The following is a 26,353-nucleotide window of genomic DNA, read 5'->3' as shown; positions in this document are numbered from 1 at the left end:
GACCATGTTCCGAACGATGCTCAAGTCGAAGATCCACCGGGCCACGGTGACGCAGGCGGACCTGCACTACGTGGGCTCGGTGACGATCGACGCCGACCTGATGGCCGCGGCGGACCTGCTCGAGGGCGAGCAGGTGTCCATCGTGGACATCACCAACGGCGCCCGGCTGGAGACGTACGTGATTCCCGGTGCGGCCGGGTCCGGCGTGATCGGCATCAACGGTGCGGCGGCGCACCTGGTGCACCCGGACGACCTGGTCATCATCATGTCGTACGCGGCGATGGACGAGACGCAGTCCCGGGAGTACCGCCCGCACGTCGTGCACGTCGACCGGGACAACCGGATCATCGAGCTGGGCAGCGATCCGGCCGCCGCGCCGGCCGGCATCGTCGGCGATCCGGTGCCCGGCAACCTGGTTTCGGCGTCCACTGTGGACGCCCGGTGACCGCGCCGGCCGCGGCGGTGCGGCAACTGGTGGTGCCGCACCGGCTCGCGGCGAGCGACCCGGGCTGGACGGACGAGACCGACGTCTGCGTGATCGGCTCCGGCGTCGCCGGCCTGACCGCGGCGCTGCACGCCCGGCAGGCCGGGCTGCGGGTCACCGTGGTGACCAAGGAACGCATCGACGACGGCTCGACCCGGTGGGCCCAGGGCGGCATCGCGGCGGTACTGGACCCGCACGACACCCCGGCCGCGCACGCCGAGGACACGCACATCGCCGGCGTCGGACTGTGCGACCCGGCCGCGGTCGACGTCCTGGTGACCGAGGGGCCGGCGCGGGTGCGCGAGCTGATCCGGTTCGGCGCCGAGTTCGACCGCAACGAGGACGGATCGCTCTCGCTGACCCGGGAAGGCGGCCACCACGCGAACCGGATCGTGCACGCCGGCGGCGACGCCAGCGGTGCCGAGGTGCAGCGCGCGCTGCACGCCGCGGTACGCCGCGATCCGTGGATCAAGCTGGTGGAGCACGCGCTGGTGCTCGACCTGCTGACCGACCGCACCGGGCGGGCGGCCGGCGTGACCCTGCACGTACTGGACGAGGGCAGCCCGGACGGCGTCGGCGCGATCCTGGCCCGCGCGGTGGTGCTCGCCACCGGCGGCATGGGCCAGGTGTTCGACGCCACGACGAACCCGGTGGTGTCCACCGGGGACGGGGTGGGTCTCGCGCTGCGCGCCGGTGCCGCGGTGACCGACCTGGAGTTCCTCCAGTTCCACCCGACCTCGCTGTACCTCGGCGGCCGGGATGCGTTGGCGCAGCAGCCGTTGGTGTCCGAGGCGCTGCGTGGCGAGGGCGCTCACCTGGTCGACGCGGCCGGCAACCGCTTCATGCTGGGCCGGCACGAGCTGGCCGAGCTGGCGCCGCGGGACGTGGTGGCGAAGAACATCATCCGCACGATGCTCGCGCAGCACGTCGAGCACGTGTACCTGGACGCCCGGCATCTCGGCCGCGAGATGCTGGAGCGCCGCTTCCCGACGATCACCGCGCTCTGCCGCCGGGCCGGCATCGACCCGGTGACCGATCCGATCCCGGTGGCGCCGGCGGCCCACTACGCGCCCGGCGGGGTGCGCACCGACCTGTCCGGCCGCACCAGTGTGCCCGGCCTGTACGCGTGCGGCGAGGTGGCGTGCACCGGCGTGCACGGCGCGAACCGGCTCGCCTCCAACTCGCTGCTGGAGGCGCTGGTGTTCTCCGCCCGGATCTGCGCGGACCTGGCCCGCGACCTGCCGCCGCAGGCGGACCCGGTACCGGCCGGGGGTGCCGCGTGGGCGGTCGACCCGTCGGTACGGGAACGGCTGCAGAAGACGATGTCCCGGGGCGCCGGCGTGCTGCGCAGCGGTGACTCGCTGGCCGCGACCGCCGCCGAGGTGGCCGAGTTGGCCGAGGCCCGGGCGCCCGCGTCGGCGCCGGCCTGGGAGGCGACGAACCTGGTGACCGTCGCCGGTACGTTGCTGGCCGCCGCGGCGAGCCGCCGGGAGACCCGGGGCTGCCACTGGCGGGAGGACTTCGCCGACGCGGATCCGGCGTGGTTGGGCCACCTGCTCGCCACGATCGGACCCGGCGGCCAGATCAGCCAGACGTTCGAGGAGGCGCGGTGACCACCGTCGTACCGGGACAGTCCATCGTGGACTACGTGACCGCCGCCGGGCTGGATCCGGACCTGGTGTCGGACACCGTCCGGCGCGCGCTGGCCGAGGATCTCGGCCCGGACGGGCTCGACGTGACGAGCGTGGCCACCATCCCGGCCGAGCAGCTCGACGTCGCCGACATCGTGGCCCGGGCGGACGGCGTGGTCGCCGGGCTGCCGGTCGCCGCAGCCGTGTTCGACCTCGCGTCGGACGGCGCGACGAGCTTCCAGGCGCGGGTACCGGAGGGCGCGGCGGTGCGCCGCGGCGACGTGCTGGCCGAGGTGGTCGGCCCGGCCCGCGCGTTGCTGACCGCCGAACGCACCGCGCTCAACCTGCTGTGCCGGGCGAGCGGGGTGGCGACCCACACCCGCCGCTGGGCCGACGCGCTGGCCGGTACCGGCGCCACCGTCCTGGACACCCGCAAGACCACGCCGGGCCTGCGCTTCCTGCAGAAGTACGCGGTGCGCGCCGGCGGCGGGACGAACAAGCGGATGGGCCTGTACGACGTCGCGATGATCAAGGACAACCACGTGGTGGCCGCCGGTGGCGTGGCCGCCGCGTACCGGCGGGTGCGGGAGCGGTTCCCGGACGTGCCGGTGCAGGTCGAGGTGACCACGGTGGCCGAGGCGCTGGAGGCGGTCGAGGCCGGGGCCGACTTCCTGTTGTGCGACAACATGTCCACCGAGCTGCTGCGCGAGGTGGTGGCCGCGGTCGCCGGCCGGGCCGAGCTGGAGGCGACCGGCAACCTGACCCTGGACGTGGCCGCCGACTACGGCGCGACCGGCGTCGACTACCTGTCGGTCGGCGCGCTGACGCACTCGTCGCCGATCCTGGACATCGCGATGGATCTGCGCCCCCGGGCGGCCGACGCCGGTGACCATCCGCGGGCCGCGGCGACCGAAGCCGGTACGGCGGGAACGACCGGTGCCGGCGCTGGCTCGACGACCGGCGCCGGGGGCCGCTGATGCTGCTCGCCATCGACGTCGGGAACACCAACACCGTGCTCGCCACGTTCGACGGGGAGATCCTGACCCGGTCGTGGCGGATCAAGACCGACAGCCGCAACACCGCCGACGAGCTGGCGCTGACGATCCGCGGGCTGCTGGACGGCGCGAAGATCACCGGCATCGCGGCCTGCTCGACCGTCCCCGCGGTCCTGCACGAGCTGCGGCTGATGTTCGCGGCGTACTACCCGCAGGTGCCGGTGGTGGTGGTCGAGCCCGGCGTGAAGACCGGCGTGCAGCTGACCTACAACAACCCCCGCGAGGTCGGTACCGACCGGGTGATGAACACGCTCGCCGCGCACACCCTGTACGGCGGGCCGACGGTGGTGGTCGACTTCGGCACCTCGACCAGCTTCGACGTGGTGAGCGCGCGCGGCGAGTTCCTCGGCGGCGCGCTCGCCCCCGGTGTCGAGATCTCCGCGGACGCGCTCGCCGCGCGGGCCGCCCAGCTGGTCAAGGTGGAGCTGACCCGGCCGCCCCGGGCGGTCGGCAAGAACACCGTCGAGGCGCTGCAGTCCGGCATCCTGTACGGGTTCGCCGGCCAGGTGGACGGCATCGTCGGGCGGATCGCCGCCGAGGTCGGCGAGCTGCGCGCGGTGGTGGCGACCGGCGGCCTCGCGCCGCTGATCGTCGGTGAGTGCCGCACCGTGACCCACCACGAGCCACACCTGACCCTGATCGGTCTCCGCCTGGTCCACGCGAAGAACGTCTGACCGACCCCGACCCCGGGCGCCCGTTCGGTACCCATCGACGGTCATGCATTGATTTCGGCGGTTTGTCGTCCTTACCATCCATCCGGACGTGTTCCACCAGTTGCGGACCCTCCGCCCTCACGGCGGGTCCCCACTCTGAAGGAGTCTGGATGGACGACACCACCGCTCACCCGCGCCGACTGGCGCTCGTACTGGCCGCCGCCGGCGCCCTCGTCGCCGGTGTCCTGGCCGCCGCCCCGGCCGCCGCCGCACCGGCCCGCCCCGCCACCGGTACCAGCACGATCGGCGCCCGGTCGTTCGGCTGCGCCACCGCCCGCCCCGGCCGGATGTCCTGCCTCGGCCGGTTCGCGCCGCGCCGGGTACGCACCCGCGCCGGCCGGCCGGTCGCGCCGGCGACCACTGGCAGCCCCACCACCGTCGGGCTCACCCCGGCCCAACTGGTCGACGCGTACGGCCTGGGCAGCGCCGATGCGGCCGGCCGCACCGTGGCCGTCGTCGACGCGTACGACGCGCCCACCGCCGAGGCGGACCTCGCCACCTACCGCGCCGCGTACGGGCTGCCGGCCTGCACGACCGCGAACGGCTGCTTCCGCAAGGTGAACCAGGACGGCGCCGCGAGCCCGCTGCCGGCCGGCGACTACGGCTGGGCCGAGGAGATCTCGCTGGACCTCGACATGGTCTCCGCGGTCTGCCCGTCCTGCCACATCCTGCTGGTCGAGGCGAACTCGGCGGACACCGACTCGCTCGGCGCGGCCGAGGACACCGCGGCCACGACGAGCGGCGTCGTCGCCGTCTCGAACAGCTGGGGCGGCGCCGAGGACGCCACCGAAACCGACGCGGACAGCCACTTCCGGCACCCCGGCGTGGCGATCACCGCCAGCTCCGGCGACTCCGGGTACGGGGTGTCCTGGCCGGCCGCCTCGCCGTACGTGACGGCCGTCGGCGGGACCAGCCTGAGCACCGCGAGCAACGCCCGCGGCTGGACCGAGACCGCCTGGTCCGGCGCCGGCTCCGGCTGCTCCACGCAGAAGCCGAAGCCGTCCTGGCAGCACGACAGCGGCTGCGCGCAGCGCTCCGTCGCCGACGTCTCCGCGGTCGCCGACCCGAACACCGGCGTCGCCGTGTACGACACGTACAACAGCTGCGGCACCAGCTCGTGGTGCGACCTGCTGCTCGCGCTCGGCCTGGCCCAGGGCGCGGACGGCTGGGTGCAGGTCGGCGGCACCAGCGCCTCGTCCCCGATCGTCGCCTCGGTGTTCGCGCTGGCCGGCAACACCGGCTCGATCGACCAGTCGTACCCGTACTCGCACGCGTCGGCGCTGAACGACGTGACGAGCGGCAGCAACGGCAGCTGCGGTGGCAGCTACCTGTGCACCGCCGGCCCCGGCTACGACGGCCCGACCGGCCTCGGCACCCCGAACGGCACCGGCGCGTTCTGACCGGTACCCGGCCCGCGGGGCGCGCCATCCGGTGGCGTGCCCCGCGTCCGCCCGATCGCCGGGCGCCCGCGACCGCCGGGCGTACTGCCGGTTCGGCGAGCCGACGTGCCATGGCGGGCGTCAGGCCCGGGCGGCGCGGTAGGCGGCGGCGTCGGCCTGGTACCGCTGGTGTTCGGCGCGGTGGTCCGGGATGTGGTCGGCGGCGCCGGCGAAGCGGGCCAGGCCCTCGTTCGCCGCCGCCGCGAGCGGGCCGGAGCGCGCCCACATCCGCTGCTCGTACCCGGTGAGCGCCGTCCCGGGCGGCTGGGTCGCGATCGCGGTGGCCAGCTCGGCGGCGTCCAGCAGGGCGAGGTTCGCGCCCCAGCCACCGAGGGGCGGCATCACGTGCGCCGCGTCGCCGACCAGCGTGATGCCGGACCGGTGCGGCCAGGTCAGCCCCGCCGGCAGCGCGTGGATCGGGCGGTGCAGGTACCCGCTGTCGGTGTCGGTCAGCAGCGGCCGGAACCGCGCGTCCCACCCCCGGTACGCGTCGAGCAGGTAGCGGCGGACCGCCGCCTCGTCGTCCGGCTCGATCCCGGCCCGCCGCGGCCAGTCCGCCTCGATGCGCATGCTGAGGTAGCAGCGGATCTGCCCGCCGCTGTTGCGCTGCGCGACGATGGCCAGCCCGGCGCCGTCGTTGGCGAACAGGTGACCGGTGCCGACCAGCGCGGCGACGTCCGGGTGCCGGGTCTCGACGTCGTCGAACCGCACCTCCACGAACGACACCCCGGTGTACGCCGGGGCGGCGTCGCTGACCAGCGGCCGGACCCGGGACCAGGTGCCGTCGGCGCCGACCACGAGATCGGCGTCGGCGTGGCCACCGTTCGCGAAGCGCAGCCGGTACCGGTCGCCGACCGCCTCGACCCCGGTCACCCGGTGTCCGAAGTGGACAGTACCGGCGGGCACGCTGCCGGCGAGCAGGCGGCGCAGCTGGCCGCGGTCGATCTCGGGCGCGGCGTCGTCGTCGGCGTCCGGGACGAACGCGGCGAGCTCGGTGCCGTGCTGGTCGACCCGCCGCTTGGCCTGGTCCTCGTACCGGGCGAGGGCGGCGAACACGTCGAGCAGGCCGGCGTCGGCGAGCGCGATCTGCCCGGTGTCGGCGTGCAGGTCGAGGCTTCCGCCGGCGTCGCGCGAGGTCAGCGACGTGTCGGCGTCGTACACGGTCGCGGGGATGCGGTGGTTGTGCAGGACCCGGGCGCACATCAGGCCGGCCGGTCCGGCGCCGACGATCGCGATCCGGGGTTCGGAGGTGCTGCGGGGTTCGGTGCTCATGGCGATCCTCCTTCGACAGCGCGGCCGAACTGACTGGCCGCTCGGTAAGTAGGACGGTAGCTGAACGGGCGCTCGGTAAGCAACTATGCTGGCGGCAGAGGAGAGGAGGGTCATGACCGGACGCGAGCGGCGCAGCGGCGCCGACACCCGCACCCAGATCCAGCGCGTCGCGCGACAGCTGTTCACCGAGAAGGGCTACGAGGCGACCTCGACCCGCGACCTGACCGAGGCGCTCGGCCTGACCAGGTCGTCGCTCTACTACCACTTCCGGAACAAGGAGGAGATCCTCGCCAGCCTGGTCGAGCAGCGCCGCCGCGACCTGGACGAGCTGATCGACTGGGTGCGCGACCAGCCGCGGACCCCCGACCTGGCGCGCCGGACCGCGTTGCGCTGGCTCGCCGGTACCACCGCGGAACACCTGGCGACGATGCGGCTCGCGCACGCGAACCAGCCGGTCATGCGGCGGATCACCGGGCACGGCATCGACGTGGTCGGCGGCATCGACGAGCTGATCGACCTGCTCGCCGACGAGCGCACCGACCCGCAGGGCCGGATCCTGCTGCGGATGACGTTCGACACGGTCCGGGCCGCGCTGCTCGCCGCCCCCGCCGACGTCGACCCGGCCGACGTGCTCGCCGCCGCCCGCCGCGCCACCCTGGCCCTCACCGGCGCCCTCGCCGACCCAGCGCCGGACGGCGCCGACATCCCGGTGCCCGACGTGGCCGGCGAGCCGGCAACGGACGCCGTCGACTGACGGCGCTCCCGTCGCCGGCCGCCGGGCAGCGTCCGTCTCCGCGGGTCGGCGCCGCGCGGGTCAGCGGCGTCAGCGGCGGGTCGTGCCGGCCAGCGGTGAGCGCCGTGCCGGTCAGCGGTGGGTGGCGCGGGTCAGCGGCGGGCCGTGCCGGTCAGCGGCGGGCGGTGGCGCTCAGCGGCGGGCGGCGCGGGTCAGCGGCGGGCGGCGCGGAACGCGGACGTCAGGTACGGCATCGGGAAGCGGTCCCGGCCGCGCAGGTCGGGATGGGTCGCGCACAGCTGCCGGACCTCCGACTCCAGCCGGTCCCGCTCCGCCGGCGCCGAGGTCAGGTAGTACGAGCGGGACCGGATCAGCGCGACCAGCCCGTCCGGCGAGATCGGCACCTCGTGCCGGAAGTCGGCCCGCTGCATCGGCTCGAACAGCTCACCCGGCAGCTCCGGCGGGACGACCGCCTCGCTGCCGACGATCTCGGTCAGCCGCGCGACCCAGTCGACCTCGTTGTCCCGCTGGTTCCAGACCGGCGCGAACACCCCACCCGGCGCGAGCAACCGGGCGATCTCCGGGTGCGCCACCGCCGGATCGAACCAGTGGTACGCCTGGGCCGCCACCACCGCGTCCACGCTGGCGTCCGGCAGCGGTACCGACTCGGCGGAGCCGGCGAGTGTCGGCACCCCGGGCACCCGCGCGGCGAGCTTGGCGCGCATCCCGGGATCGGGTTCGACCGCGATCACGTCGTGCCCGGCGGCGACCAGCTGGCGGGTGAAGATGCCGGTCCCGGCGCCGAGATCGACCACCCTGCGCGGCGCCGGCCCGACCATCCAGTCGATCGCCTCGTTCGGGTACGACGGGCGTACCTGGTCGTACAGGTCGGCTGCGGGGCCGAAGGACAACCGGTGTCTGTCGCGGATCTCGGGCTCCATGCCCGCCAAGCTACCGACGTGGCGCGGTGGTGCCGAGCCGCCGCCGCGGATCACCACCGTTTCACCATCAGGTCTGCACACCGGCCGCTTGCCGGCGGGGGAGGGACGACTCGTTACGCTGAGCGTTGCGTGTCACCGACCCAGCGAACAGAGAGTTGCCGTGAGTACCGACGAGCCGCGCAGCGCAGACGAGCAGGACGAGCTTCCCGAGCAGATGCGGGTCCGGCGGGAGAAGCGGGCCAAGATGCTCTCCGACGGCGTCGAGCCGTACCTGCTGGGTTTCCCCCGCACCGCGACCCTCGCCGAGGTGCGCGACAAGTACGGCGAGCTGCCGCCGGACACCGCGACCGGGGACACGGTCGCGGTCGCCGGCCGGGTGATCTTCGTCCGCAACACCGGCAAGCTGTGCTTCGCCACCCTGCGCGCCGGTGACGGTACCGAGCTGCAGGCGATGCTGTCCGCTGCCGAGGTGGGCAAGGAGTCGCTGGACGAGTGGAAGCGGCTGGTCGACCTGGGCGACCACGTCGGCATCGAGGGTGAGGTGATCACCAGCCGGCGCGGCGAGCTGTCGGTGTTCGCGCAGCGCTGGCAGATCACCTCGAAGGCGTTGCGGCCGTTGCCGGTGGCGCACAAGCCGATGTCGGAGGAGGCGCGGGTCCGGCAGCGCTACGTCGACCTGATCATGCGCCCGCAGGCCCGGCAGACGGTACGAACCCGGGCGAACGTGGTGCGCAGCCTGCGCGACACGCTGCACGAGCGCGGTTTCGTCGAGGTCGAGACGCCGATGCTGCAGCCGTTGCACGGTGGAGCGACCGCGCGACCGTTTGTCACCCATTCGAATGCGCTCGATATCGATCTGTATCTACGGATCGCGCCGGAGCTCTATCTCAAGCGTGCGGCGGTCGGTGGAATCGAGAAGGTCTTCGAGATCAACCGCAACTTCCGGAACGAGGGCGTCGACTCCTCGCACTCGCCGGAGTTCGCCATGCTGGAGTTCTATGAGGCTTATGGGAACTATGACACGGTGGCCGATCTGACCCAGGAGCTCGTGGTGCGCGCCGCCCTTGCGGTGCACGGCAGCACGATGGTCACCCATCAGGACGGCAGCCAGTTCGATCTCGGCGGGGAATGGCGCCGGGTCAGCATGTACGGGGCGCTGTCGGACGCGCTCGGCGAAGAGGTGACACCGGCCACCGAGCACGCGAAGCTGGTGACCTACGCGCAGGCGCACGAAATTGCCGTGGATCCGGCATGGGGAGCCGGGAAGCTCGCCGAGGAGCTGTTCGACGAGTTGGTCGCCGACCGTCTCGTCGAACCGACCTTCGTGCGCGACTATCCGGTCGAGACGTCACCGTTGGTACGGCCGCACCGCAGCATCCCCGGGGTGGTCGAGAAGTGGGATCTGTACGTGCAGGGATTCGAGCTCGGGACCGGCTACTCGGAGCTGGTCGACCCGGTCGTGCAGCGGGAACGGTTGACCGCGCAGTCGCTGCTCGCAGCCGGCGGTGACGCCGAGGCGATGCAGCTGGACGAGGACTTCCTGCGCGCTCTGGAATACGGCATGCCGCCGACCGGTGGGGTCGGAATGGGGATTGACCGGCTGCTGATGGCGCTCACCGGTCTCGGCATCCGAGAAACCATCCTGTTCCCGCTCGTCCGCCCGGAGTAGTCGGCCGGCTACCGTCCCGCACAGCGAACCGGTCATTGCGTGCCGGCGCGGGGTAAAGCAGCATCGACGGCGGCCCAATTATCTGTTGGGTTTTTCCCCGACGACGTATTCGCCGAGCCGATGAGTTATTGTTTTCCCCGAGCTCGGTAATCACCACCAGAAGGGATCGCGCTGTGGCGCAGAAGGTACAGGTCCTCCTCGTCGACGACCTGGACGGCGGGGAAGCCGCGGAGACCGTGAAGTTCGGCCTGGACGGCATGAACTACGAGATCGACCTTTCCGATTCCAACGCCCAGGGCCTGCGTGACGCGCTCGCGACGTACGTCGGCAAGGCGCGCAAGCTCGGCCGCGGCAGTGTGGCCCGCAGCGGCGCCGCGCCGCGGAATCGAGGCACCTCCTCGGCGGCCAGCGACCGCGAGCAGAATCGCGCCATCCGCGAGTGGGCAAAGCGTAAAGGCCTCGATATCTCCGATCGCGGCCGCATTTCCGCCGACATCGTGGAGCGTTACCACGCGGAGGCGGGTCGCTGAGCCGACCCGACCGCAGTCTCGACGACGGCCCGGACACCCGATCGGTGTGTCCGGGCCGCATGCTGTTCCGGCCGGCGAGCCGATGATCACCTGGCGTCCTGAGACGGATTCGAACGGTGATGTCGGCCACCGCCCTCGGCCCGCTGACCGACCGGCCGGGCCGACCGCGACCGGGTGAACGGGTCGCGCCGGGCAGGTTCCCGGCGCCGTCGGCGGCGCGCCGATTTCGCTCTCGGCGTACACCCGCGGCGGGGTGGAACAGCCCGGCCCTGCGCCTGGTTGACTCAAAGGTCCTGTACACCGGCACAGTCACGACCGACCGGCCGTGTCCCGTGGTGGGTTGGCGGGGGGTTGGCCGCCCGCCGCCGTCAGGAGAAGGTCACCGGCCAGCGATAGAGTGATGACACGGACACCACCAGGTGCTCGTGGCTTGGCCGGAGCCCCCGCGGGCTCGCCGGCAAGGCTCACAACCGGGTGACCGAGGACCGCAACCGGGACACGAGCACGTGAGGAGCACGAAGGAATGTTCGAGAGGTTCACCGACCGCGCCCGTCGCGTTGTCGTCCTGGCCCAAGAAGAGGCCCGGATGCTCAACCACAACTACATCGGTACCGAGCACATCCTGCTCGGGCTCATCCACGAGGGTGAGGGCGTTGCGGCCAAGGCGCTGGAGAGCCTCGGCATCTCCCTCGAAGGCGTCCGCCAGCAGGTCGAGGAGATCATCGGCCAGGGCCAGCAGGCGCCGAGCGGGCACATCCCGTTCACCCCGCGCGCCAAGAAGGTGCTGGAGCTGTCGCTGCGCGAGGCGCTGCAGCTCGGCCACAACTACATCGGTACCGAGCACATCCTGCTCGGGCTGATCCGCGAGGGCGAGGGCGTCGCGGCCCAGGTGCTGGTCAAGCTGGGCGCCGACCTCAACCGGGTGCGGCAGCAGGTCATCCAGCTGCTGTCCGGCTACCAGGGCGGCAAGGAGGCCGCCGGTGCCGGCGCGACCGGTGAGGCCACCCCGTCCACCTCGCTGGTGCTCGACCAGTTCGGCCGCAACCTGACCCAGGCCGCCCGGGAGACGAAGCTCGACCCGGTCATCGGCCGGGAGAAGGAAATCGAGCGGATCATGCAGGTCCTCTCCCGCCGCACCAAGAACAACCCGGTGCTGATCGGTGAGCCCGGCGTCGGCAAGACCGCCGTGGTCGAGGGGCTGGCCCAGAAGGTCGTCAAGGGCGAGGTGCCCGAGACGCTGAAGGACAAGCAGCTCTACACGCTCGACCTGGGCGCCCTGGTGGCCGGCTCGCGCTACCGCGGTGACTTCGAGGAGCGGCTGCGCAAGGTCCTGAAGGAGATCCGCTCCCGCGGCGACATCATCCTGTTCATCGACGAGATCCACACCCTGGTGGGTGCGGGTGCCGCCGAGGGCGCGATCGACGCCGCCAGCATCCTGAAGCCGATGCTGGCCCGCGGCGAGCTGCAGACCATCGGCGCCACCACGCTCGACGAGTACCGGAAGTACCTGGAGAAGGACGCGGCGCTGGAGCGCCGGTTCCAGCCGATCCAGGTGGACGAGCCGTCGCTGGCGCACACCATCGAGATGCTCAAGGGCCTGCGCGACAAGTACGAGGCGCACCACCGCATCTCGATCACCGACAAGGCGCTGGTGGCCGCGGCGACCCTCGCCGACCGGTACATCTCCGACCGGTACCTGCCGGACAAGGCGATCGACCTGATCGACGAGGCCGGCGCCCGGATGCGGATCCGCCGGATGACCGCGCCGCCGGACCTGCGCGAGTTCGACGAGAAGATCGCCCAGGTCCGCAAGGACAAGGAATCGGCGATCGACGCGCAGGACTTCGAGCGGGCCGCGCAGCTGCGCGACTCGGAGAAGCAGCTGCTCAACCAGAAGTCGCAGCGCGAGAAGGAGTGGAAGTCCGGCGACCTGGACGTGGTCAGTGAGGTCGACGACGAGCAGATCGCCGACGTGCTGGCCAACTGGACGGGCATCCCGGTCTACAAGCTCACCGAGGAGGAGACCTCCCGGCTGCTGCGGATGGAAGACGAGCTGCACAAGCGGGTCGTCGGCCAGGAGGACGCGGTCAAGTCGGTCTCGCAGGCGATCCGGCGCACCCGGTCCGGCCTGAAGGACCCGAAGCGGCCGTCCGGTTCGTTCATCTTCGCCGGCCCGTCCGGCGTCGGGAAGAGCGAGCTGTCCAAGGCGCTGGCCGAGTTCCTGTTCGGCTCGGAAGACTCGATCATCCAGCTGGACATGAGCGAGTTCCACGACCGGTACACGGTGTCCCGCCTGGTCGGCGCGCCTCCCGGCTACGTCGGGTACGACGAGGGTGGCCAGCTGACCGAGAAGGTGCGGCGCAAGCCGTTCTCGGTGGTGCTGTTCGACGAGATCGAGAAGGCACACCCGGACGTGTTCAACACGCTGCTGCAGATCCTGGAGGACGGTCGGCTGACCGACGGCCAGGGTCGCATCGTGGACTTCAAGAACACGGTGATCATCCTGACCACCAACCTGGGCACCCGGGACGTGGCCAAGGCGGTCTCGCTGGGCTTCTCGCAGTCGAACGACTCGGACAGCAACTACGAGCGGATGAAGCTGAAGGTCCAGGACGAGCTGAAGAAGCACTTCCGGCCGGAGTTCCTCAACCGGATCGACGACACGGTCGTGTTCCACCAGCTGTCCGAGGACAACATCCTGGAGATCGTGGACATCATGATCGCCCGGATCGAGACGCAGCTGCGCAACAAGGACATGGGCATGGAGCTCACCGACGGGGCCAAGCGGTTCCTGGCGAAGAAGGGCTTCGACCCGGTCCTCGGTGCCCGGCCGCTGCGCCGCACGATCCAGCGGGAGATCGAGGACGCGCTGTCCGAGCGCATCCTGTTCAACGAGATCACCCCGGGCCAGATCGTGGTGGTGGACGTCGAGGGCGACCCGGCCGACATCGACAAGTCGCACCTGGTCTTCCGCGGCACCACCAAGCCGGCCGAGGTGCCGGACGCGGTGCCCGCCGACCTGAGCGCCGGCGAAGCCACCGAGTAGCAGTCGGCAACACCGCGCTGGCCCCGGACCGCAAGGTCCGGGGCCAGCGTCGTTTGCAGGCCGGTGTCGTCGCTACCCGTGGAAGGCGACGCCCGGCGGTTGCCGCTGCGTAGTCGACGGTCCGTCCCCCGCCCACGGCATCCGCAGCGTGGACACCACCGGCAGCCGGTCAGGACGGCAGGGCGTACCGGTCGTCGGTGAGCCGGTGCACCAGGCCGTCGTCGAGCAGGCCGGCCAGCGCCCGGTCGCGCTGGGTGCCGTCCTGCCACACCGCGTCCAGCGCGGCGCGGGGCACCGGCGCGGTCGCCTCCCGCAACACCGCCATCAGCAGGCCGCGCACCTGCCGGTCGGTGCCGGCGAACTTCTGCACCTTCCGGGCCGGGCCGGTGGCCGCCGGCCGGCCGGCGCGCTGCCAGCCGCACTCGGCGTACACCGGGCAGTCCGCGCAGCGCGGCGCACGGGCGGTGCAGATCAGCGCGCCGAGCTCCATGAACGCGATGGAGGCGCGGGCCGCGTCGGCCGGGTCGGTCGGTAGCAGCTCCTCGACCGCGGCCAGGTCGGCCACCGTACGGGGTGGCCCGGCGTCGGCGAGCGCCGTCACGGCCCGGGCGACGAACCGGCGGACGTTCGTGTCCACCACCGGATGCCGGTCGCCGTAGGCGAACACGGCGACCGCGCGCGCCGTGTACGAGCCGATGCCGGGCAGCGCGAGCAGCGCCTCGACCTCCCGCGGTACCTCGCCGCCGTGCCGCTCCACGAGCGCCTTCGCGCACTCGTGCAGCCGCAGCGCGCGGCGCGGGTAGCCGAGCCGGCCCCAGGCGCGGATCACCTCGGCCGCCGGCTCGACGGCCAGATCCTGCGGGGTGGGCCAGCGGGCCAGCCACTCCCGCCACACCGGCAGCACCCGGTGCACCGGGGTCTGCTGCAGCATGATCTCGCTGACCAGCACCGCCCAGGCGGAGACGCCCGGCGCCCGCCAGGGCAGTTCCCGGGCGTGTTCGGCGTACCAGTCGCCGACGAGCGCGGCCAACCGCCGCTGGAGTACCGAGCTGTCCATCGCCGCCCGATCCTGCCACACCGCCCCGACGGACCCCTGTACCGCCGGGACGAGGCGCAACGCAGCCGGGACGAAGCGCAGCGGAGTGCTATTCGCGGTAGTTCTTGCCGATCGGGGTGCCGGGGATCGGCTGAGCGATCAGCGCGACCGGGATGAACAGGCAGATCTGCCCGATCACCAGGGTCAGCGTCCACAGCCCCCGCTCGTCGTAGTGCGCGGCGGCTCGGGCGTACAGCTCGTCGTCCACCCGCTGACCGCTCGGGTTCGCCGTCAGTACCGCCTCCACCAGCTCCAACGCGACCCGCTCGGGGTCGGTGAAGTACGGCGCGTCCCGCCACGACGCGACCGCGGTGATGCGCTCCTCCGGCTCGCCCGCCTTGCGCAGCAGCTCCGTCTGCCGGACGGTGTGGTACGTGCTGCCGACGATCTGGCCGGCGCGCAGCTGCACCAGGCCGATCGTCGCCCGCGGTACGGCGCCGTTGCGGGTGGCCTTGGCCAGCGCGGTCGACACGGTGCCCAACTCCGGGAAGTACCGGGCCGGGTTGGACAGCCGGGAGGTGGCGCCGGCTGGTTCGGTGCTCGTGGTCATCTCGCGTGGTTCCTCTCGTCGGCACGGGCGCCGGCCGGTCCCGGCGCCTCGCCCCTTCGACGACGCGGCCCGTCCGAACGTGAGGCGGCGCTGTGATGTCCGCGCCGGACGGTGGCGTCACGACCGGACGTGCTGTTTCGTCGAACCGGTGGGGAAGTCGCGGTACGAGAGGGACGGTGGGCGGATGGACACGGGGGCTGTGGACGACCCGGGCCTGGCGGCGGTCGTCGGCGAGCGGCGCGCGCTGACGAGCCTCGCGTACCGGCTGCTCGGCTCGCTCGCCGACGCCGAGGACGTGGTGCAGGAGACGTACCTGCGCTGGTACCGGCTGTCCGCGGCGCAGCGGGAGCAGATCGTGTCGCCGGGCGCCTGGCTGACCACGGTCGCCAGCCGGATCTGCCTGGACGTGCTCGGCTCGGCCCGCGCCCGGCGGGAGCGCTACGTCGGCGAGTGGATCCCCGAGCCGGTGCCGGGCGACGGTACGCCGCTCGGTGGCCCGGTGGCGGGCCCGCCCGACGATCCGGCCGACCGGGTCACCCTGGACGAGTCGATCACGATGGCGTTCCTGGTCGTGCTCGACTCGATGACGCCGGCCGAGCGGGTCGCGCTGATCCTGCACGACGTCTTCGGGTACCGGTTCGCCGACGTGGCGGGGATCGTCGGCCGCAGCGAGGCGGCGTGCCGCCAGCTGGCCACCTCGGCCCGCCGCCGGCTCCGCGCCGCGCAGCCCGCGGCGGCACCGGACGACGCGGTACGGCAGCGGGTGGTCCGGGACTTCCGCCGGGCCTGGGAGGCGCAGGACATCGACGCGCTGCTGGGCCTGCTCGACCCGGACGCCACCGTCGTGGTGGACGGTGGCGGGCTGGTCACCGCGGCCCGGCATCCGATCCACGGCGGCGACCGGATCGTCCGGTACCTGCTGCGGTTCGTCGATGGCGGCCCGCGCACGACGCTGCTGGAGCGTGCCGTGAACGGCCGGCCGGGCCTGGTGGCGCGGCGCGGTGACGAGCTGGTCGTGGTCGCCGCGATCGAGGTCACCGGCGACCGGGTCAGCCGGATCTGGGCGGTACGCAACCCGGAGAAGCTGCGCGCCGGCTGGGAGTGAGGAACGGGATTTCCCCCGCATACGGCGGGAAACCCGACCTGCGCCGATCGCGGCACGTCACGTTTCCGGCCGGCGTACCGTCGGATGGTCATGACGAGGGTTTTGGTGACAGGCGGTACGGGCGTGCTCGGCCGGGCGCTGGTCGAGCGGCTCAAGGAACGTGCCGAGGTGCGGGTGCTCAGCCGGCGGGAGGGGCTGCCGACCGGTTCGGTCCGCGGCGACCTGGAGAGCGGCACCGGGCTGGCGCAGGCGCTGGACGGGGTGGACGCGATCGCGCACTGCGCGACCAGCGCCGACTACCGGCATCCCGAGCGCGACGTGGCGCAGACCCGGCGGCTGCTCGCCGAGCGCGGCGACCGGCCGCTGACCTACATCTCGATCGTCGGCGTGGACCGGATCCCGTTCGGCTACTACCGGGCGAAGCTCAACTCGGAACTGGCCATCGCGCAGTCCGGCGCGCCGTGGACGGTGCTGCGCACCACCCAGTTCCACGACCTGGTGCTGCGCTTCCTGCGGCCGATCGCGCGCCCGCCGGTGGCGCTGGTACCGAACCTGACGGTGCAGCCGGTCGACGTCGGCGAGGTGGCCGACCGGATGGCCGACCTGGTGCTGGGTGAGCCGGCCGGCCGGGTGCCGGACATGGGTGGGCCCGAGGTCACCTCGCTGCCCGAGCTGATGCGCACCTACCTGTCGGTCGCCGGGCTGCAGCGACGGGTGCTGCGGGTGCCGGTACGGCTGCCGGGGCGCACCATGGCGGCGTTCCGGGACGGCGCGCACCTGTCGCCGGACCACGCCGACGGGCATGTCACGTTCGCCGAGTACCTGGAGCGGTTGCGGCAGGCGGACGGCACGATCAGCAGCCCGTACTGACCGGTCCGGGTGCCGCACGCCAGGTGCGGCGCGGGTGATCGGCGGCCGTCGATCCGGCGCGCCTACCGGCATTCGCCGACGTCGTCGCTAACGTGTTCGAGCATGCGGATGACGGTTGGCCCGCTCCCACCCGCCGTCTACTGGCGACGGCGGGTGGTCGTGCTGGCCGGCGTGGCGCTGGTGGTCGTGCTCACCGTGTGGGCGTGCAGCCCGGGGGCGCCGGAGACGTCGTCCGGCCCGCACGCGGCCGGCACGAAGCAGTCGTCGCGCCCCGGGGCCGGTTCCGGCTCCGGGTCCTCGACGGCGCCGGCGACCGGCGACCCGTCGCCCACCGGCAGCCCGTCGGCGAGCCCCACCCCGACCGCCGGCAGCGGTGACGGCGCCCCGGTCGACGCCTCCGCCGTCCCGCCGCCGGCCGACGACGACGAACCGGCCGCGCACTGCGGCGACGACGCGCTGACCGTGTCGGTACGGGTGGATCCGCGCACGATGCCGGCCGGCTCGACCCCGGCGCTCTACCTGACCATCGGGAACGGCTCGACCAAGGCCTGCACCCGGGACATCGGTGCCGACCAGCAGGAGCTGTCCGTCAAGCACGGTGACACGACGGTCTGGTCGTCGGACTACTGCGACCCCAACCACGGCTCCGACGTCCGCCGGTTCGACCCGGGCGTGCACGTCACGTACCGGCTGGTGTGGGACGGCCGCACGGCGAGCAAGGGCTGCAAGACGGCCCGGCACGCCCTGTCCCGCGGGTCCTACTCGCTGGACGGCCGGGTCGGCACCAAACACGCCAAGCCCTACCCGTTGACGGTGACCTGACCGTCACTCGGCCCAGTCGAGCTGCGGCGCCGGCACCCCGACGCTTCGCCCGTACGCCCGGGCCGCGTCACCGCCCGCCCGCTCGCCCCGCGGGTAGCGGAACACCCGGTCGGCGAACACCACGAACTTCTCCGTGCCGGTACCGAAGTCGCAGTACCACCCACCGACCGGGGCGAGGGCGCCGGCCAGCGCGGTGGCCAGCCGTTCCGCGGCGTCGTCCGGGGCGGCGAAGTACAGCAGCGTCCAGAGCGGCGGTTGGCCGGCGTCGGTGTCGCCGGCCGCGACCCGGGTGACCCGGGTCAGCCGCAGTGGTAGCCCGGACAGCTCGCCGCCGACCCGGAGGCTCTCGGCGATCAGTACGCCCTCGATCATCGGCACTCCCGTCCCGTCGTCTCGCCGCGAGACGCTAGTGGTGACGGCTGACAGGACCTGTCAGCCGTGCCGCGCCGGATCGACGCCGCGCCGGGCGGGCCGGAGGATCGAAGCGGGGTGGGTCAGACGTAGCGTTCCAGGATGGAGGCCTCGGCGAGGCGGGACAGGCCCTCGCGGACGGTGCGGGCCCGGCTGTCGCCGACGCCATCGACCGCCTGCAGGTCCTCCACGGTGGCGCCGAGCAGCCGCTGCAGCCCACCGAAGTGGCCGACCAGCCGGTCCACCACCGCGGCCGGCAGCCGCGGCACCTTCGCCAGCAGCCGGAACCCGAGCGGGCTGATCGCCGCCTCCAGCGCTTCCGTGGTCGCCGGGTAGCTGAGCGCCTTGGCGACCGCGGTCAGGTCCAGCAGCTCGGTCGCGGACAGCTCGTCGAGCTGCGCCAGCACCTCGTGCACCTGCGGCGGGATCCGCCCCGGCGGGAAGTAGTCGCGGATGACCAGGGCGCGGTCCTCGTCCACCCCGGCCATCAGCTCGTCGAGCTGCAGCGCGAGCAGCCGGCCGTCGGTGCCGAGCTCGATCACGTACCCCTCGATCTCGTCGGCGATCCGGCGCACCATCTCCAGCCGCTGCACCACGGCCATCGCGTCCCGGACCGTGACCAGGTCCTCGATCTCCAGCGCGGACAGGGTGCCGGACACCTCGTCCAGCCGCGCCTTGTACCGCTCCAGGGTGGCGAGCGCCTGGTTGGCCCGGGACAGGATCGCCGCCGAGTCGTCCAGCACGTGCCGCTGGCCGGTCACGTACAGGCTGATGATGTGCATCGACTGGCTCACCGAGATCACCGGGTACCCGGTCTGCCGGGCGACGCGCTCCGCGGTGCGGTGCCGGGTGCCGGACTCCTCGGTCGGGATCGACGGATCGGGCATCAGGTGCACCGCGGCCTGCACGATGCGGGAGCAGTCGTTGGTGAGGATGACCGCGCCGTCCATCTTGCACAGCTCGCGCAGCCGGGTCGCGGAGAACTCGACGTCCAGCGGGAAGCCACCGGTGCACAGCACGTCGACGGCCCGGTCGTACCCGAGCACGATCAGCGCACCGGTGTTGCCGCGCAGGATCCGCTCCAGGCCCTCCCGCAGTGCGGTGCCCGGCGCCATCAGCGCGAGCGTCGCGCGCAGCGGATCATCCCGGTCGATTGGCACCTCGCCGCTCCTTCGATCACCACCGGAGAACCGGGGTCGCCCCGCTCCGGTCACGGGCCACCCCGCCCGGCACAGTGTAGGGAATGCGGGGCTCGGCAACACCGCCCCGACGATCACTCGCTCACGCTTCGTGTCCGAAGCGATGTGTACGGCTCCGGTCTGCCGCCAACGCTGAATCGCGAGACCGCCGTTACCGGGAGGAACCGGGCGGAGTCAGTCGCGCGCCGCCCGAGTGGCGTCGGCCACCGCGCGCAGCGCCGCGCCCAGGTCGGGCACCTCGGTGACCGACAGCCCGGCCGGCGCGTCGACCCCGGTCGCCGCCGGGCCGCAGCCCACCGGCACCAGCGCCCGGGTGAAGCCCAGCCGAGCCGCCTCGGACAGGCGGCGGGGCACCGCCGACACCGGCCGCACCTCGCCGGCCAGCCCCACCTCGCCGATCGCGACCAGGTCGGCCGGCAGCGGGAAGTCACGGGACGCCGAGGCCACCGCCAGGCTCACCGCGAGGTCGGCCGACGGCTCGGTCACCCGCACCCCGCCGACCGTCGCTGCGAACACCTCCCGGTCGTGCAGCCGCACCTTGCAGCGCCGCTCCAGCACCGCGAGCGCCATCGCCACCCGGGCCGAGTCGAGCCCGGACACCGCCCGCCGCGGCGACGGCAGCACCGACGGCGCCACCAGCGCCTGCACCTCGGTCAGCAGCGGCCGGCGGCCCTCCACGGTCACCGTCACGCAGGTGCCCGGCACCGGGTCGGCGTGTCGGGACAGGAACAGCCCGGACGGGTCGGCGAGGCCGCGGATGCCGCCGTCGTGCATCTCGAAGCAGCCCACCTCGTCGGCCGCGCCGAACCGGTTCTTCACCGCGCGGACCAGCCGCAACGTCGAGTGCCGGTCGCCCTCGAAGTGCAGCACCACGTCGACCAGGTGCTCCAGCACCCGGGGGCCGGCGATCGCGCCGTCCTTGGTGACGTGGCCGACCAGCACGGTGGCGATGCCGCGCTCCTTGGCCACCGCGACCAGCGCCGCGGTCACCGCCCGGACCTGGGTCACCCCGCCGGCCGAACCGTCGACCTCGGGGGAGGCGATCGTCTGCACCGAGTCGAGGATCAGCAGACCCGGCTTGACCGTGTCGATGTGCCCGAGCACGTTCGCCAGGTCGGTCTCGGTGGCGAGGAACAGGCTGTCGTGCACCGCGCCGGTGCGCTCGGCCCGCAGCCGCACCTGCGCGGCCGACTCCTCGCCGCTGACCACCAGCGACGGGGTGGCCGCGGCCGGCGCCGGCGCGCTGGCACACCAGCGGTAGGCCACCTCCAGCAGCAGCGTCGACTTGCCCACCCCGGGCTCGCCGGCGAGCAGCACCACCGAACCCGGCACCAGCCCGCCGCCGAGCACCCGGTCGAGCTCGCCGACCCCGGTCGGCCGGTGCGCCGCCTCCTCCAGATCGACCGCGCCGATCGGACTGGCCGGTACCGACGGGGCGCGCGCGGCGAGCGAAGGCGTCGCGGCCGGTGCGGCCGCCGCCGGCGCCGCCTCGACGATCGAACCCCAGCTGCCGCAGTCGGGGCAGCGACCCACCCACTTCGGCACCGCGAACCCGCACGCGTCGCAGTGGTACGCGGGGCGGACGGTGCGGACCGCCGCACCGCGGGAGGCGGAACCGGAGCGAGTGCCGGAGCTTCGGGAAGTCACGGCCGAAACGCTATGCCCCGGGTACGACAGTGCCGCGGCGCCGCGCCCGGACAGGCGCGGTGCCGCGGCACCGGACGACTTCGGTTCAGCCCTCTTCCGGGTGCTCGACGCCGGCCGGGGAACGCTCGGTGACCTGCTCCGGCGGGGCCATCGGCACGTCGATCCGGATGTCGCCGGCCTTCTGGAAGTGGAACACCAGCCGCACCGTCTGGCCGGACCGCAGGTCCCGGCGCACCTTGTACAGCTCGAGGTATTTGCCCTGGTCCGGCAGCAGCGTCAGCATGTCCTGGGACGCCACCTTGAGGTCGAACCGGTCCTTGCCGGGCGGCTGGTCGTTCGGCGTCGGCGAGGCGCTGCCGGACGGCGACGCGCTGCCCGACGGGGACGCTTTGCCCGACGGCGACGCGGCCGGCGAGGCGGAGCTGTCGACGTAGACGACGGACTCGGCGGCGTTGGTGCTCACCGAGGTCAGCACGTCGTCGTCGGCACCCGAGTTGGCGATCCGGACCACCAGCGGCGCGTCCTGGCCCGCCGTGTACGTCGCGTCGCCGTCGCCGCGGAACAGCACGGTCAGGTTGCGCAGCGCGATGGTGCCGGAGTCGGACTGGGCGTCCGCGCCCTGCACAGCGGGCTGGATCTTCGCGGTCTCGGAGATCTGTCCGGCACTGCAGCCGGCGAGCACCGTGGCGGCACCCACCCCGGCGACCAGCGCGAGCGCGCCACGTCGGGTGAACCGACGCAGCCGAGGCGATCGAGACGACACAACACTGCGGCTCACGGTGCCGATCCTCCTTGCTGCAATGCCCAGGTAGGCCACCGGACAGCCTAATGCCGGCCGTACCGGTGCGTGCGGAGAGGTGCCGATCGCCGGTCGGCGCCGGGCTCGACGAGCCGCCGGCGCCGGTGGGGTGGGTCAGCCGGTGGCGGCGCCGGCGAGAACCAGCAGGGCGACGTCGACCAGGGCGACCACGAGCACCACCCGGAAGGTGGCGCGGGAGCCCGGCCGGCGCCCCGCCACCGCACCCACCGCCAGCGCGGCGAGCGCCACCGCGAACCCGGCCGGCCCGTACCAGCCTGGTACCCCGTAGGCGAGCAGGCCGGAGGCGGCCAGCAGCAGTGCCGCGCCGACCCACCAGGCCCTGCGGGCACCGAGCCGGTGCGGCAGCCCCGCGATGCCGGCGGCCCGGTCGGCGGCGAGGTCGGGCAGCGCGTTGAAGAAGTGCGCTCCGCCGCCGAGCGCGGCGCCCGCCGCGGGCAGCCACCACGGCACCGGTACGCCCGCGCCGAGCAGCACGAACGCCGGCAACAGCCCGAACGAGGCGAGGTAGGGCAGCACCGAGGCGGGGGTGGCCTTCAGCGGCCGGTCGTACAGCCAGGCGCTGCCGACCGCGGCGAGGTGCACGGTGCCGGCCAGCCAACCGGACAGCAGCGACAGCGGTACGGTCGCCACCGCCGCGGCGAGCGCCGCCGCGCGCAGCGTGCCCGGCGCGATCAACCCGGTCACCACCGGCTTGTCCGGGCGGCCGGCGGCGAGGTCGCGGGCCGCGTCCAGCCAGTCGTTCGCCCAGCCGACGGACAGCTGGCCGGTGCACACCGCGGCGGCCACCGACGCGGTACCGGCGGCGCCGCGACCGACCGCGACCGACAGCGCCGTGGCCACCAGTGTGACCGCCACCACAGGCTCCGGATGGCAGCCGCGGACCAGGCCCACCACCGTCCGCCGAACGCTCGTCGGAACGCCGCCGTTCGCCGCAGGACGATCGAATCGCTGCCTGCTCACCAGGCAAGGCTCCGGACGCTCATCCGGCCAGTCTGCCCGCACCCGCCTCCCGTCCGCGCGCACCGAACCGGCGCGGCACGGCGGGTCGGCGCGTGCCCGTACCGCGATGAACCTCCCGAGCATCCCGTTCGTGTGACAGGGTCGGGGGGTGATCGCGATGGTGCACACCGTCGATCGGGCGCCGGGCCCGCACCGGGGCCGCAACGAGCTGTCCCAGTACGAGCGGCTGCGGGACGAGTGGTGGAGCCCGGACGGGGTGTTCGCCTCGCTGAGCTGGCTGGCCGCCGCGCGGGCCCGGCTGGTACCGCCGGCGCCCCGGCCCGGCGCGGTGCTCGTCGATCTGGGCTGCGGCGGTGGGCTGCTCGCGCCGTGGCTGGCCGGTCGCGGGTACCGGCACGTCGGCATCGATCCGGTCGACACCTCGCTGCGGGTCGCCCGCCGGCACGGGGTGACGCCGCTGGCCGGCGACGCGTACCGGGTGCCGCTCGCGTCCGGCTGCGCCGACGTGGTGGTGGCCGGTGAGTTGCTGGAACACGTCGCCGATCCGGCCCGGGTGATCGCCGAGGCGGCGCGGCTGCTGCGGCCGGGCGGGCTGCTGGTCGGGGACACGATCAACGCGACGGCGCTGGCCCGGCTGGTCCTGGTCACGCTGGGCGAGCGGGTACCGGCGGTGGTGCTGCACCCGCGCCGGCCCGGCGCCCGGTTGCGGTTCCGGCCGGTGATCGCTGCCGGCATCCACGACCCGGACCTGTTCGTACCGCCCCGGCTGCTGCGCATCGCGGCCCGGGCGCACGGCGTGGACCTGCAGGTACGTGGGCTTCGGCCGGGGGTACCGGGGTTGTTGCGGTTCGTCGCGACCGGGCGCGGCCCGGTGACCATGCGGCCCGGCGGCTCGCCGGCGCTGCTCTACCAGTTTCGCGGCCGGCGGCGCGACCGGCCCCCGCGCGAGACACCGTGACGGCGGTCCACAGGCTGCGGCCAGGAGCTCTCAGGGAGGCGACGTGACCAGCACGCGTGAGGTGACCGAGGAGCAGCCGCTGACACCCGACCGGGCGGTGGCGGCGGCCGCCGCGCTGGTCCCGGACTTCGCCGCGCGGGCGGCCGGGTACGACGTGGACGGCGCGCTGCCGGCCGCGGACCTTGCGGCGCTGCGCGACGCCGGCCTGCTCGGGCTGATGGTGCCGACGCGGCTGGGCGGTGCCGGTGCCGGGTTCGCCGACTACGCGCGGGTGGCGATGGAGCTGGGCCGCGGCAACGGCGCGACCGCGCTGATCTACAACATGCACGCCTCGGTCACCGGCGCGCTGGCGCAGACCCCGGACGAGCTGGCCCGCGCGCTCGGCGCGACCGACGCGTACTTCGCAGCCCGGGACGCGATCCTGACCGCCGCGGTGCGCGACGGCGCGCGGTACGCGGTGGCGATGAGCGAGCCCCGGGCCGGCTCCCGGTTGTCCGAGCTGACCAGTACCTACCGCGCGGACGGCAACGGGTTCGTCATCGACGGCCACAAGTGCTTCGTCTCCGGCGCCGAGGGCGCCGCCGGCTACCTCGTCGCCGCCCGCTCGTCGGCCGAGGCGGACAAGGTCTCCCAGTTCCTGGTACCGGCCGGCGACGGCGTCCGGGTCGAGCCGAACTGGGACGTGCTCGGCATGCGCGCCACCGCCAGCCACGACCTGCACCTGTCGGTGCGGGTACCGGCCGATGCGCTGCTCGGTGGCATCGAGGGGCTGGCCCTGCTGGTCGCCCAGGTGATGCCGCAGTGGCTGGTCGCCAGCTACGCCGCGGTGTACGTCGGGGTTGCGCAGGCCGCCGTGGACGCCGTGGTGTCCTATGTGGAGGGTCGGAACCTGGCGACGCTCCCCGCGGTACGGGCCCGGATCGGCCGGGCCGAGGCCGACGTCGCCGCGACCCGCCTCGCGGTACTGGAGGCGGCCCGCCGGGTCGACGAGGACCCGGGGGCGCCCGAGACGAACCGCTGGGTGTGGCGGGCCAAGCTGCTCGCCGGCGACACCGCGGCGCGGGTGGCGAGCGACCTGCTGGAGGCGGCCGGTGCCGGCGCCTCCCGCCGCGGTCAGCCGCTGGAACGGCTGTACCGGGACGCCCGGTGCGGCGCGCTCCAGCCGGCGACCAGCGACGTGTGCGCCGACTGGCTCGGGGTGGCCGCCCTCGGCGGCGACCCGAACGCCACCGGGACGGCTCCCCGATGGTGAGCCCCGACGCGGTGTCGGCCCCGCGGGCACCGAACCGGACGGCGACCGCGCCGACCACGCTGCCGTCCGCGGCCGGCCGCACCGACGCCGCGGGCGCGGCGGTCACCCCGGTACTGGCCGGGCTCGCCGCGGCCTTCCCGCCCGCGGTGGCGCAGTCGACGCTGTGGGCCGACTTCTTCGCCGAGCACTACCGGGACGTGCGCAGTGCCGGCCGGATCTTCGCGCACGCCGGCGTGCGGCAGCGTCATCCGGCGGTCAACCCGCTGGTCGAGGACGTCTCGACGATGGGCACCGGGGACCGGATGCGCCGGTACCTGACCGAGGCGCTGCCGCTCGGCCGGGCCGCGGTGACCGCGGCGCTCGCCGACGCCGGCCTGTCGGTACGCGATCCGGGTCTGCTCGCGGTGGCCTCCTGCACCGGCTACGTGACGCCCGGGGTGGACATCCGGCTCGCCGCCGAGCTCGGCCTGCCGAACGACGTGCAGCGGCTGCTGATCGGCCACATGGGCTGCTACGCGGCGCTGCCCGGGCTGGCCGCGGTCGCCGACTTCGTCGCCGTGCACCGTCGCCCGGCGGTACTGCTGTGCGTCGAGCTGACCTCGCTGCACCTGCAGCCGGCCAGCCGGGACCTGTCTCAGGTGGTGGCGCACGCGCTGTTCTCCGACGCGGCGGTCGCGGCGGTGCTGCGGCCGGCCGAGGCGACCCGGCCGGTACCGGGGCTGGCGGTGGTGGACGTGGCGGCGACCACCGACGTGGCCACGGCCGACCAGATGACCTGGGACGTCACCGACCACGGCTTCCGGATGGGGCTGTCCGCCCGGGTACCGGACACGCTGGCCGGGCAGCTGCCGGACACGGTGGCGACGCTGCTGCGCCGGCACGGCCTGACCGTCGCCGATGTCGCGCACTGGGCGGTGCATCCGGGCGGCCCGCGCATCCTGGACGTGGTGCAGGAGCGGCTCGGGCTGGCCGACGCGGCGCTGGAGCCGTCCCGCGCGACGCTGCGCCAGCACGGCAACTGCTCGTCCGGCACGGTGCTCGCGGTGCTGCAGGAGCTGCCGGTACGTCCCGGCGAGCGCACCGTCGCCCTCGCGTTCGGCCCCGGCCTCACGCTCTACGCCGTGCTGTTGCGCGCCGTCTGACGACGCGG

The 26,353-nt window shown here is 73.7% G+C and carries 24 protein-coding genes; 15 read left to right on the top strand and 9 right to left on the bottom strand.

Annotated elements, in window-relative coordinates; translation table 11 throughout:
* Positions 1–4 precede the first annotated feature (4 nt).
* From panD to NUM_RS28290, 5 genes are all read left to right on the top strand, one after another.
* A complete protein-coding gene (gene panD, locus NUM_RS28310; protein WP_207128004.1) occupies positions 5–445 on the top strand; it encodes an aspartate 1-decarboxylase in 441 nt (146 codons plus the stop codon).
* Positions 442–2,097: an L-aspartate oxidase gene (locus NUM_RS28305; RefSeq protein WP_225918909.1), complete on the top strand. Its 1,656-nt coding sequence runs from the start codon at positions 442–444 to the stop codon at positions 2,095–2,097. Before panD ends, NUM_RS28305 begins: the two co-directional genes overlap by 4 nt.
* Before the next feature lie 23 nt (positions 2,098–2,120).
* The gene (gene nadC, locus NUM_RS28300; RefSeq protein ID WP_207128048.1) at positions 2,121–3,092 is read left to right on the top strand and encodes a carboxylating nicotinate-nucleotide diphosphorylase; all 972 of its coding nucleotides are present in this window, start codon (positions 2,121–2,123) and stop codon (positions 3,090–3,092) included.
* Positions 3,092–3,844 carry a type III pantothenate kinase gene (locus NUM_RS28295; RefSeq protein ID WP_207128003.1) on the top strand — a complete coding sequence of 251 codons (753 nt, stop codon included), beginning with the start codon at positions 3,092–3,094 and terminating at the stop codon, positions 3,842–3,844. The genes nadC and NUM_RS28295 overlap by 1 nt, the downstream gene beginning before the upstream one ends.
* A 149-nt stretch (positions 3,845–3,993) precedes the next feature.
* Positions 3,994–5,283 (top strand): S53 family peptidase, encoded by a 1,290-nt coding sequence (locus tag NUM_RS28290; protein ID WP_207128002.1) that lies wholly within the window; start codon positions 3,994–3,996, stop codon positions 5,281–5,283.
* A 120-nt stretch (positions 5,284–5,403) separates the two neighbouring features.
* Here the strand turns inward: NUM_RS28290 and NUM_RS28285 are convergent, their stop codons facing one another.
* The gene (locus NUM_RS28285) at positions 5,404–6,594 is read right to left on the bottom strand and encodes an FAD-dependent oxidoreductase (protein WP_207128001.1); all 1,191 of its coding nucleotides are present in this window, start codon (positions 6,592–6,594) and stop codon (positions 5,404–5,406) included.
* 112 nt (positions 6,595–6,706) lie between these two features.
* On the opposite strand from NUM_RS28285, the gene NUM_RS28280 reads away from it, so the two are divergent.
* On the top strand, positions 6,707–7,348 hold the full coding sequence (locus NUM_RS28280; RefSeq protein WP_207128000.1) for a TetR/AcrR family transcriptional regulator: 642 nt from the start codon (positions 6,707–6,709) through the stop codon (positions 7,346–7,348).
* Between the two features lie 191 nt (positions 7,349–7,539).
* Here NUM_RS28280 and NUM_RS28275 read toward each other — a convergent pair whose 3' ends face one another.
* Complete coding sequence (locus NUM_RS28275; protein ID WP_207127999.1) at positions 7,540–8,268, bottom strand: class I SAM-dependent methyltransferase; 729 nt, start codon at positions 8,266–8,268, stop codon at positions 7,540–7,542.
* Positions 8,269–8,482: 214 nt separating this feature from the next.
* Between NUM_RS28275 and lysS the strand changes: the two genes are divergently transcribed.
* From lysS to NUM_RS28260, 3 genes are all read left to right on the top strand, one after another.
* Complete coding sequence (gene lysS / locus NUM_RS28270; RefSeq protein ID WP_207128047.1) at positions 8,483–9,937, top strand: lysine--tRNA ligase; 1,455 nt, start codon at positions 8,483–8,485, stop codon at positions 9,935–9,937.
* A 173-nt stretch (positions 9,938–10,110) separates the two neighbouring features.
* Entirely contained in the window at positions 10,111–10,467 is a 357-nt protein-coding gene (locus tag NUM_RS28265) for a histone-like nucleoid-structuring protein Lsr2 (RefSeq protein ID WP_207127998.1), read from the top strand.
* Between the two features lie 523 nt (positions 10,468–10,990).
* Positions 10,991–13,513 carry an ATP-dependent Clp protease ATP-binding subunit gene (locus NUM_RS28260; protein ID WP_207127997.1) on the top strand — a complete coding sequence of 841 codons (2,523 nt, stop codon included), beginning with the start codon at positions 10,991–10,993 and terminating at the stop codon, positions 13,511–13,513.
* A 169-nt stretch (positions 13,514–13,682) separates the two neighbouring features.
* On the opposite strand, the gene NUM_RS28255 is transcribed toward NUM_RS28260, so the two are convergent.
* Positions 13,683–14,570: an A/G-specific adenine glycosylase gene (locus NUM_RS28255; protein ID WP_207127996.1), complete on the bottom strand. Its 888-nt coding sequence runs from the start codon at positions 14,568–14,570 to the stop codon at positions 13,683–13,685.
* 88 nt (positions 14,571–14,658) lie between these two features.
* Positions 14,659–15,159: a carboxymuconolactone decarboxylase family protein gene (locus NUM_RS28250; RefSeq protein ID WP_207127995.1), complete on the bottom strand. Its 501-nt coding sequence runs from the start codon at positions 15,157–15,159 to the stop codon at positions 14,659–14,661.
* 184 nt (positions 15,160–15,343) lie between these two features.
* Here NUM_RS28250 and sigJ point away from each other — a divergent pair, with 184 nt between their 5' ends.
* The 3 genes from sigJ to NUM_RS28235 all read left to right on the top strand — a co-directional run bounded on the left by sigJ (position 15,344) and on the right by NUM_RS28235 (position 17,956).
* The gene (gene sigJ / locus NUM_RS28245) at positions 15,344–16,264 is read left to right on the top strand and encodes an RNA polymerase sigma factor SigJ (protein WP_207127994.1); all 921 of its coding nucleotides are present in this window, start codon (positions 15,344–15,346) and stop codon (positions 16,262–16,264) included.
* 90 nt (positions 16,265–16,354) lie between these two features.
* Positions 16,355–17,134, top strand: a complete 780-nt coding sequence (locus tag NUM_RS28240) for an SDR family oxidoreductase (protein ID WP_225918908.1) — start codon at positions 16,355–16,357, stop codon at positions 17,132–17,134.
* Positions 17,135–17,236: 102 nt separating this feature from the next.
* Positions 17,237–17,956: a hypothetical protein gene (locus tag NUM_RS28235; RefSeq protein WP_207127992.1), complete on the top strand. Its 720-nt coding sequence runs from the start codon at positions 17,237–17,239 to the stop codon at positions 17,954–17,956.
* A gap of 3 nt (positions 17,957–17,959) precedes the next feature.
* On the opposite strand, the gene NUM_RS28230 is transcribed toward NUM_RS28235, so the two are convergent.
* From NUM_RS28230 to NUM_RS28210, 5 genes are all read right to left on the bottom strand, one after another.
* Entirely contained in the window at positions 17,960–18,328 is a 369-nt protein-coding gene (locus NUM_RS28230; protein WP_207127991.1) for a hypothetical protein, read from the bottom strand.
* A gap of 122 nt (positions 18,329–18,450) precedes the next feature.
* Positions 18,451–19,482, bottom strand: coding sequence for a DNA integrity scanning diadenylate cyclase DisA (gene disA, locus NUM_RS28225; protein ID WP_370467076.1), 1,032 nt, complete (start codon positions 19,480–19,482; stop codon positions 18,451–18,453).
* A 258-nt stretch (positions 19,483–19,740) separates the two neighbouring features.
* Positions 19,741–21,213 (bottom strand): DNA repair protein RadA, encoded by a 1,473-nt coding sequence (gene radA / locus NUM_RS28220; RefSeq protein WP_207127989.1) that lies wholly within the window; start codon positions 21,211–21,213, stop codon positions 19,741–19,743.
* Between the two features lie 85 nt (positions 21,214–21,298).
* On the bottom strand, positions 21,299–21,991 hold the full coding sequence (locus tag NUM_RS28215) for a hypothetical protein (protein ID WP_207127988.1): 693 nt from the start codon (positions 21,989–21,991) through the stop codon (positions 21,299–21,301).
* 135 nt (positions 21,992–22,126) lie between these two features.
* Positions 22,127–22,888, bottom strand: a complete 762-nt coding sequence (locus NUM_RS28210) for a UbiA family prenyltransferase (protein WP_225918907.1) — start codon at positions 22,886–22,888, stop codon at positions 22,127–22,129.
* A 262-nt stretch (positions 22,889–23,150) separates the two neighbouring features.
* Between NUM_RS28210 and NUM_RS28205 the strand changes: the two genes are divergently transcribed.
* The 3 genes from NUM_RS28205 to NUM_RS28195 all read left to right on the top strand — a co-directional run bounded on the left by NUM_RS28205 (position 23,151) and on the right by NUM_RS28195 (position 26,345).
* Positions 23,151–23,951 (top strand): methyltransferase domain-containing protein, encoded by an 801-nt coding sequence (locus tag NUM_RS28205; protein ID WP_207128046.1) that lies wholly within the window; start codon positions 23,151–23,153, stop codon positions 23,949–23,951.
* Between the two features lie 79 nt (positions 23,952–24,030).
* The gene (locus NUM_RS28200) at positions 24,031–25,203 is read left to right on the top strand and encodes an acyl-CoA dehydrogenase family protein (protein WP_207128045.1); all 1,173 of its coding nucleotides are present in this window, start codon (positions 24,031–24,033) and stop codon (positions 25,201–25,203) included.
* The gene (locus NUM_RS28195; RefSeq protein WP_207127986.1) at positions 25,197–26,345 is read left to right on the top strand and encodes a type III polyketide synthase; all 1,149 of its coding nucleotides are present in this window, start codon (positions 25,197–25,199) and stop codon (positions 26,343–26,345) included. The genes NUM_RS28200 and NUM_RS28195 overlap by 7 nt, the downstream gene beginning before the upstream one ends.
* Positions 26,346–26,353 lie beyond the last annotated feature (8 nt).

Origin of the sequence: Actinocatenispora comari (assembly GCF_017312725.1) — a bacterium.
In the GTDB taxonomy this organism is placed as follows: Bacteria; Actinomycetota; Actinomycetes; order Mycobacteriales; family Micromonosporaceae; genus Actinocatenispora; species Actinocatenispora comari.
This window is presented reverse-complemented; position numbering and strand designations above follow the sequence as displayed.

Coding starts and splice junctions, on each gene's coding strand:
- panD (WP_207128004.1), top strand. CDS start 5: ATGTTCCGAACGATGCTCAAGTCGAAGATCCACCGGGCCACGGTGACG.
- NUM_RS28295 (WP_207128003.1), top strand. CDS start 3,092: ATGCTGCTCGCCATCGACGTCGGGAACACCAACACCGTGCTCGCCACG.
- NUM_RS28290 (WP_207128002.1), top strand. CDS start 3,994: ATGGACGACACCACCGCTCACCCGCGCCGACTGGCGCTCGTACTGGCC.
- NUM_RS28285 (WP_207128001.1), bottom strand. CDS start 6,594: ATGAGCACCGAACCCCGCAGCACCTCCGAACCCCGGATCGCGATCGTC.
- NUM_RS28280 (WP_207128000.1), top strand. CDS start 6,707: ATGACCGGACGCGAGCGGCGCAGCGGCGCCGACACCCGCACCCAGATC.
- NUM_RS28275 (WP_207127999.1), bottom strand. CDS start 8,268: ATGGAGCCCGAGATCCGCGACAGACACCGGTTGTCCTTCGGCCCCGCA.
- lysS (WP_207128047.1), top strand. CDS start 8,483: ATGCGGGTCCGGCGGGAGAAGCGGGCCAAGATGCTCTCCGACGGCGTC.
- NUM_RS28260 (WP_207127997.1), top strand. CDS start 10,991: ATGTTCGAGAGGTTCACCGACCGCGCCCGTCGCGTTGTCGTCCTGGCC.
- NUM_RS28255 (WP_207127996.1), bottom strand. CDS start 14,570: ATGGACAGCTCGGTACTCCAGCGGCGGTTGGCCGCGCTCGTCGGCGAC.
- NUM_RS28250 (WP_207127995.1), bottom strand. CDS start 15,159: ATGACCACGAGCACCGAACCAGCCGGCGCCACCTCCCGGCTGTCCAAC.
- sigJ (WP_207127994.1), top strand. CDS start 15,344: ATGGACACGGGGGCTGTGGACGACCCGGGCCTGGCGGCGGTCGTCGGC.
- NUM_RS28240 (WP_225918908.1), top strand. CDS start 16,355: ATGACGAGGGTTTTGGTGACAGGCGGTACGGGCGTGCTCGGCCGGGCG.
- NUM_RS28235 (WP_207127992.1), top strand. CDS start 17,237: ATGCGGATGACGGTTGGCCCGCTCCCACCCGCCGTCTACTGGCGACGG.
- NUM_RS28230 (WP_207127991.1), bottom strand. CDS start 18,328: ATGATCGAGGGCGTACTGATCGCCGAGAGCCTCCGGGTCGGCGGCGAG.
- disA (WP_370467076.1), bottom strand. CDS start 19,482: ATGGCGCCGGGCACCGCACTGCGGGAGGGCCTGGAGCGGATCCTGCGC.
- NUM_RS28205 (WP_207128046.1), top strand. CDS start 23,151: ATGGTGCACACCGTCGATCGGGCGCCGGGCCCGCACCGGGGCCGCAAC.
- NUM_RS28195 (WP_207127986.1), top strand. CDS start 25,197: ATGGTGAGCCCCGACGCGGTGTCGGCCCCGCGGGCACCGAACCGGACG.